This is a genomic window from Prevotella sp. HJM029, assembly GCF_000599605.1.
Classification (GTDB): domain Bacteria; phylum Bacteroidota; class Bacteroidia; order Bacteroidales; family Bacteroidaceae; genus Prevotella.
Window position 1 is genome coordinate 34912 of record NZ_KK082664.1, and the last position, 6670, is coordinate 41581.

The window sequence follows — 6670 nt, forward strand, 5'->3', positions numbered from 1 at the left end:
GCCCATAGGCGATAGCCTTTGTTTTTCTTGTGTTATGGTTTTTCCTCAATCGTTTCTACTGATATTCGTAAAAATAGGGTACCTCTGTATGATAAAATTCTCCATTGATTCCTACCCTTGGAGATGGTTTCAGAACTACGAAAATAGTTGCCCCATAATATCCCGAAGATTCATACTTTGAAGCCGTCCAAAAGTCAAACCTATTATTCCCAACTGTAATACGACTATCATTACCAGTTGTGCAGAGCACCAAGGGTGCGAAAAAATAATCATCGATATTGGCAGGAACCCCCTGAGGAAGAGCGGTTGAGTAACTAAAATAATCCGGACCATAGTTTTTATTCGTTCCATCAGGAGCTGACCACGCGGCAAATCCGGGGATATTGGCCCGCTTCTTAAACCATACGCCTCCAGAGCAGATACTGGCAGGAATTGAGGTAGGCGTAGCTCCACGCCGGGCTGCATAAACAGGAGTTAGATCTAAATGAGGGTCGCCTTTCTGAACATACCATAGCGCCTCATTTTTATAGGGACCCATAGTCGCAACCCACCAACTTCCCGGCACGTAATAAACCTTTATTTGCTTTAAATCGGTAGATATCTTTTTGTTTTTGCCAGCAGTAAGGGCAAGTGTAGGATACTCTCGTTTAAAGGTGAAGCTCTTGGTTGTGTATTGGTCGTATACAGAATATTCGATCGTGACGTTGTGATAGGTTCCGGGGGGCAGGACGATAACGGAGGCATTGTCCTCTTTCTTTGCAGCAATAGGGAGTTTGAAACCATTAGTTCCGCCACCGTTCAATGTGAGTGTGATGCTGCGGTTAGTAGGCGTAGGAGCAGGCCGGGAGCCGAGGTCGATGCCGCTGTCGTCAAAATTGAATTGTCCCGAAAGGGCCTCGTCGGCGGTTATCTTTATTTGCGTCAGCTTTACATAGGCAGAGAAGTTGATGGTTGAATAGGGCAGCAAGGTGAGATAAGAGGCCTTATGGTCGAGGGTGAAGCGATAATCTACTCCTTCTGCTGTATACGTCTTGTACGCCGTAGCGGTACCGCAATCACCGCTCTCACCGAGATGCGAGGCGTCATTGGGGGTAGTTTGGTTTTGTTGCGCTTTAATCGTCACCTTGTCGCCTGTAGTGCTATTCTTGCCCGTGTAGCGCACGGGATAGTTCGGAGCGGTGTAGTTGCCGGCAAATGAGAAGCTGGCCGTGGCTGCACGCTTCACGGCTGTGGGGGTTGTGGGGTTTGGCACGAGTTTCGAACTGATGTTGTTCTTGGTGTCTTGTATTAATGTGCCGTTGTTCACCCAGAGGCGGTCACCCTCGGTCCAATAGAAGTCGATCCCCGAGCCGTCGTATTCGCCGGTAGTGCGGGTAGCTCTGGTATTGGGCATGACGAACGTTGTCAGGCCGTCTGTCTTGTTCTCTTGCTTTTGTTCTTGCTTGCCGGTCGTGTCTTCGCTGGCGCAGGCTGCGGTCAGGAGCAGTGTGCTCACGGCAAGCAGGGATAATGTGTTTGTTTTCATCTTCTGTTCTTTTTTAGTCATTGAAACGTTGTATTACTGTAAGCCCCACGGTTGCGGAGTTTCTTCCTCTTCTTCGAAATCATCGTAGTAGCCGCGCTTTGCATCACTGATGTCGTTTCCGTCATCACCGGCTTTGTTGTGCCCGCCGCTGTAGGAGACTGCAGTCAGCAGCGACTGACCATCGAACTGGGTAGCGACAACCTCGATTGAAGGACTCACATACCGCTTTTTCTCGAATTCTTCTTTCTTCATAATCTCTAATTTATAGGGTGAATATATTTATCGTCTGTATGTAGGGACACACGGATTGTTCGTTCCTATATTTTGCAGCGTTATTTCGTTCATTTTTTGCTCATAAAGGGACATGAAAAAGCGAGCAAAGGGAACTCCTGTGAGCCCTTTGTTTATAGGGGTTGCGCGCTCCTCGCGCGCGCGTACGCGAAGACGTTTAGACGTCAGGTGCGTTAAGTGTGTGTGTTAGCAAATTATTTGGATTGACCAAATAATCGACGCAAAAAGATGCAAAGAATTGCGAAATTCTTTGCACGTTATGATGCTGCTGATATGTCGTTGCTAACTTATTCACGGCGGCAAAGTTATAACAAGGTTTTGAAACTAACAAATAATTGGAAAGGAAATGTTCATTTCATCGCTCGCCCGAAACAAAACTTGCTCCAACGCGTGTTTCATTCGGCGCGATAAGTGAAAGCCGTTGTCCCCGTGTTACGTTTAAAGAATTTGCAGAAAGTGCTGAGTGAGGGGAAGGAAAAGTCATGCGAAATCTGTTCCAGCGTTTTCTCACTGTATTTTAGTTCCACTTGAATAGCGGTTACCGTGGCACGATCAATCCATTCTTTGGCCGTGCTGCCCGTCTCTTTTCTCACGACCATACTGAGATGGTGCGCCGAAACACAGAGCTGTTTGGCGTAGAAACCGATAGAATGTTGCGTTTTGGCGTGAACATTCACGAGTTGTGTGAAGGCCTCGGTGAGTTTTTTGTTGCGCGACCATTGTACACTGGGCACCAGAATGTCGCTTTCATAAAGTTTTTGGGTAAAGAGGTTGATGGCCACAAACAACGCGTTTGTCGTGGTGGTTTCGGTTTGTGGGCCGAGCGCTTTGACAGTGAGCAGTGCTTGCAAGACTTTATAGAACGTGTTGTACTCTTCCTTTGTGAGAGCCGCCTTAAAACAGAGCGTGGTGCTTTTGAAGATAGGTGGTAAATTGCCGCCAAACATCAAGTTTACAAATTCCTCGGTGAGCATATACCCATCCATGGAGAGGTCGTCGCTAAACTGGTCGTCTTCAATGACTGCTCCCCAGTTTACGAACAATAATTCGCCAGCTTTGCAGTGATAAGTGTGTCCGTTGATTGTTGGCGAGAACCATCCTTCTCGCACCACCGCTACGCGTGCACAATCGGCTCTTACAGGCATTCGTTTGCCGAGAAAATGTTTAAAAAAGGCTGGACTATTGATAAAAACGCTGTAGTTCTGCGTTACTGAATAGTCGTTAGGAGCTGTTTCTTGCAGCTCGAGCAGCATGTCAGCCACCTCTTTGAAAGAAGCGTACGATGTATGCGCTTTTCTTTTCTTTGCCATGCAATTTTTTCTTTTGCGTTACAATTATTGGGTTGCGACAACGTGTATTCTGCATTCAAGTGGTTTGTTCTCTACAAGTTATTTCTTTGCGAGTATCGTGAAGGTGTTGTCCGCACCCGGGATTTCTTAAAAAAGTCTACCTATTGAGATGAAATGTTGCGCATTGTGTTGCGCGTGGCTCTGCGAGCCGTTTATTGTTGCGTTATAAGCGCAAGGAGCGTGGGTTTGTTGTGCCCACGGCTCCTTTTTGTCTGCTTTATTTCTTGCAGTCGCAACCCGTCCAAGGTTTTAGCTCCTTGAAGAAGTCGTGACCTTTATCATCGACCAAGATAAATGCTGGGAAGTCTTCAACGCGTATTTTCCACACGGCTTCCATGCCCAATTCAGGGTATTCCACGCATTCAATGCTCTTGATACTGCTCTGCGAGAGCACAGCAGCAACACCACCGATGGTGCCCAGGTAGAAACCGCCGTGTTTCTGACAAGCATCGGTTACAACTTGTGTTCGATTGCCTTTTGCAATCATAACCAATGAGCCGCCATGCTCTTGAAACTCGTCGACATACGGATCCATGCGGTTGGCAGTGGTTGGCCCCATCGAACCACACGCATATCCTTCTGGGGTTTTGGCAGGACCAGCATAAAGCACAGGATAATCTTTGATGTACTGTGGCAAATCCTCTCCGGCATCCAAACGTGCTTTGAGTTTCGCGTGTGCAATGTCGCGTGCCACGATGATTGTGCCTTTGAGACTGACGCGCGTGCTCACGGGATACTTTGTAAGCTCTGCGCGCACGGCATCCATGCCCTTATCTAAGTCAATTTCCACCCCTTTAGCGCCCTCGCCAGGCTTCCGATATTCCTCTGGAATGAGGTCAGAGGGGTTCATATCCATTTTTTCAATCCATATACCATCGGCATTGATCTTGGCTTTGATGTTTCTGTCGGCTGAACAGCTTACACCCATACCGATGGGGCAGCTTGCGCCGTGACGCGGCAGGCGAATGACACGTACGTCGTGGGCGAACGCTTTACCGCCGAATTGTGCGCCAAGCCCAATCTTGTGAGCCTCTTCAAGCAACTTGTTTTCCAAATTAATGTCGCGGAAAGCACGTCCCGTCTCATCACCTGTTGTGGGTAGCTCGTCGTAATACTTGATTGAACCCAGTTTTACGGTGAGCAAGTTCTTTTCTGCCGAAGTTCCACCGATGACAAAGCAGATATGATAGGGCGGGCAGGCTGCTGTGCCAAGACTCTTCATTTTTTCAACCAAGAAGGGCAGTAACGTGCCTTCATTCTGTATGGTTGCCTTGGTCATAGGATAGAAGTAGGTTTTATTGGCAGAACCGCCTCCTTTTGCAACCATAACAAAGCGGTACTCGGCTCCCTCAGTGGCTTCGATGTCGATCTGCGCGGGAAGATTGCATTTTGTGTTCACTTCGTCGTACATATTGAGCGGAGCGTTCTGGGAATAGCGCAAATTGTCTTCTGTAAACGTGTTATAGACGCCGCGCGAGAGTGCCTCTTCATCTTCAAAGCCGGTCCACACTTGCTGACCTTTTTCTCCGTGAATAATGGCTGTGCCCGTGTCCTGACAGAAGGGTAACACACCTTTCACGGCCGTTTCTGCGTTGCGCAGGAACTGCAATGCCACGTACTTGTCGTTTTCTGACGCTTCAGGGTCGTGCAGGATGCTTGCCACCTGTTCATTGTGCGATCTGCGCAATGCAAACTCCACGTCATGGAATGCTTGCTGCGCCAAAAGGGTCAGCGCTTCCTTTGACACCTTTACAATTGTCTTGCCCTCAAATTCGCTGGTCGATACCCCCTCTTTTGTGAGGAGACGGTATTCAGTATGGTCTTCACCCAGTTGGAACATGGGTGCATACTTGAAATCCACTGTCTTTGCCATAATGTTTTTTGTTAGCTATACATTCTTAATGCAGGCAAAGTTACAAAAAAATGGTGAAATGTGTTTCGTTTTGTAGTTTAATTTGGCGCAAAAGATAGGCATGGCCGTGGCGCGCTGTTGTCATCTTGTTACAGGGCTGAAAAAGTGGGTGGCTGCAGTGTACAGAGGTTGGAACGTGCAGCATTGTTTTGTGGCGGTCTTGTTGGCTTTTGGTTCTTCTCTAAAAAGCATTTGGGCGAGCCGATGCTCGCCCAAATATTGCTTGTTACAAAGTTGCATTGCGCTATCTCTCGTGGTTTTGCGCAGCATAGGCATTCTTGTTGCGATGTGATGCGGTGGAAGGCCATGGCTACGAGGTTTTCTGCCCTGAACGCTGCCACATCTCTCGCTGCCCAGCTATGATTTGGGCTTTATCTCGACTTCACCGTGGTTGCCACTTTGGGGTTTGTTGTCATCATTGGTGTTATGCCTGCTGCTGCCATTGTTTTTGGGTTTTGGCAGCTCTGATTCTGGCACGACAACCAATTTGTTGCGCGAAACTTTCACCCAAATGGTTTTTTCGCGGTCGTCAATCTTCAGTTCGTAGCATTTTGTGTTGCGCGTGCCTACGTTCTTACCTGTATAGTGGAGTTTTTCGGCTGCCACGCTGAGTTCTTTGCTTAACGCTTCGAACATTGACTCGAGCAGTGCGCGCTGCTCCTTTTCCTTTTGTCCCGACTCCGCCAAGTTGGCGTTCTCACGACGTTCAATCATTTTTTGCTTGTCAGCGATGTAGGCGTTGTAAAGTTGAATGAAAGTTGCTAAGGATTCGGTTCCTTCTGACTCGTACACACCCTGTGCACGCCACAACACCTTGTCGATAGCCTCGTCTGTGACTTTACGCAGCTCGCGCACATTGCGTTTCTCAAGTGTCGACTGCTTTTTGAAGTGAACGTAGTAGGCGTCGACGAATGCCTTGTTGGTAGTCTCCACGCGCGTGATGGCTTTAGCCAATCCCAACTTGGTAGCGTCGGGCGTGGCCTCGGCCGACTTAAAATCGGTGATTAAATTGCTTAGTCGGGCCGATTCTTTGTCGTAATTGTTCTTAGATGGCTTGGGATAGCGTTTTAAAATCAAGTCCAAGCGTTTACCTGCAGCTTCTTCGGCTTTTTCGTCGCTTAACTTGGCGTCTTCGATTTTTGTGGTCAGTGACCGAAAAGCACGCTCACGTTCTTTGTGCAGCGCTTTGAGTTCATCTGAATCATTCACTTTGCGCTGCGCATTATTCACTTCATCCTCAGCTGTAACGGCTGCGGAAAGGGGCGGCAGCGTGGCGGTGAGCTTTTCAACGTTGGCTTCTTGCGCCATTTTCAACACTGTTGCTGCGTACTGGAAGTGCTCCAAGTTGTGGAGCTTTCTTCTGTAGAAAGTATTTGCTTTCATGTCATGAAAATAATATTTAACAACCTGTAGGTCGCCAGAGATTGTCAGGGTTACTTTTTTTATGCACTTGTGCCGACCTGCACTGTGCTGGTTTATTTTAAAATGAAATAGTTACTATTTGGTGTAGTACTTGATTTTTGCGAAACTGCATTGTACCGAGGTGGGATTGTGCATTTTCACCCCGAAACTGCATTGTACCGAGGTGGGATT

The 6670-nt window shown here is 47.9% G+C and carries 5 protein-coding genes; all 5 read right to left on the reverse strand.

The genetic code is table 11. The features are described 5' to 3' along the window. Positions 1 to 55: 55 nt before the first annotated feature. The gene (locus X919_RS0108240; RefSeq protein WP_036917666.1) at positions 56 to 1525 is read right to left on the reverse strand and encodes a hypothetical protein; all 1470 of its coding nucleotides are present in this window, start codon (positions 1523 to 1525) and stop codon (positions 56 to 58) included. 33 nt (positions 1526 to 1558) lie between these two features. Then, entirely contained in the window at positions 1559 to 1777 is a 219-nt protein-coding gene (locus X919_RS0108245; protein ID WP_028899703.1) for a hypothetical protein, read from the reverse strand. A 434-nt stretch (positions 1778 to 2211) separates the two neighbouring features. Next, positions 2212 to 3126, reverse strand: coding sequence for a helix-turn-helix domain-containing protein (locus tag X919_RS0108255; RefSeq protein WP_028899705.1), 915 nt, complete (start codon positions 3124 to 3126; stop codon positions 2212 to 2214). Positions 3127 to 3382: 256 nt separating this feature from the next. After that, positions 3383 to 5038, reverse strand: coding sequence for a fumarate hydratase (locus tag X919_RS0108260; RefSeq protein WP_028899706.1), 1656 nt, complete (start codon positions 5036 to 5038; stop codon positions 3383 to 3385). Positions 5039 to 5434: 396 nt separating this feature from the next. Further along, the gene (locus X919_RS0108270) at positions 5435 to 6460 is read right to left on the reverse strand and encodes a DUF6261 family protein (RefSeq protein ID WP_028899708.1); all 1026 of its coding nucleotides are present in this window, start codon (positions 6458 to 6460) and stop codon (positions 5435 to 5437) included. Positions 6461 to 6670: the final 210 nt, after the last annotated feature.

Excerpts from the sequence above, each read along its gene's own strand:
- X919_RS0108270 (WP_028899708.1), bottom strand. The coding sequence starts at position 6,460 with ATGAAAGCAAATACTTTCTACAGAAGAAAGCTCCACAACTTGGAGCAC.
- X919_RS0108260 (WP_028899706.1), bottom strand. The coding sequence starts at position 5,038 with ATGGCAAAGACAGTGGATTTCAAGTATGCACCCATGTTCCAACTGGGT.
- X919_RS0108245 (WP_028899703.1), bottom strand. The coding sequence starts at position 1,777 with ATGAAGAAAGAAGAATTCGAGAAAAAGCGGTATGTGAGTCCTTCAATC.
- X919_RS0108255 (WP_028899705.1), bottom strand. The coding sequence starts at position 3,126 with ATGGCAAAGAAAAGAAAAGCGCATACATCGTACGCTTCTTTCAAAGAG.
- X919_RS0108240 (WP_036917666.1), bottom strand. The coding sequence starts at position 1,525 with ATGAAAACAAACACATTATCCCTGCTTGCCGTGAGCACACTGCTCCTG.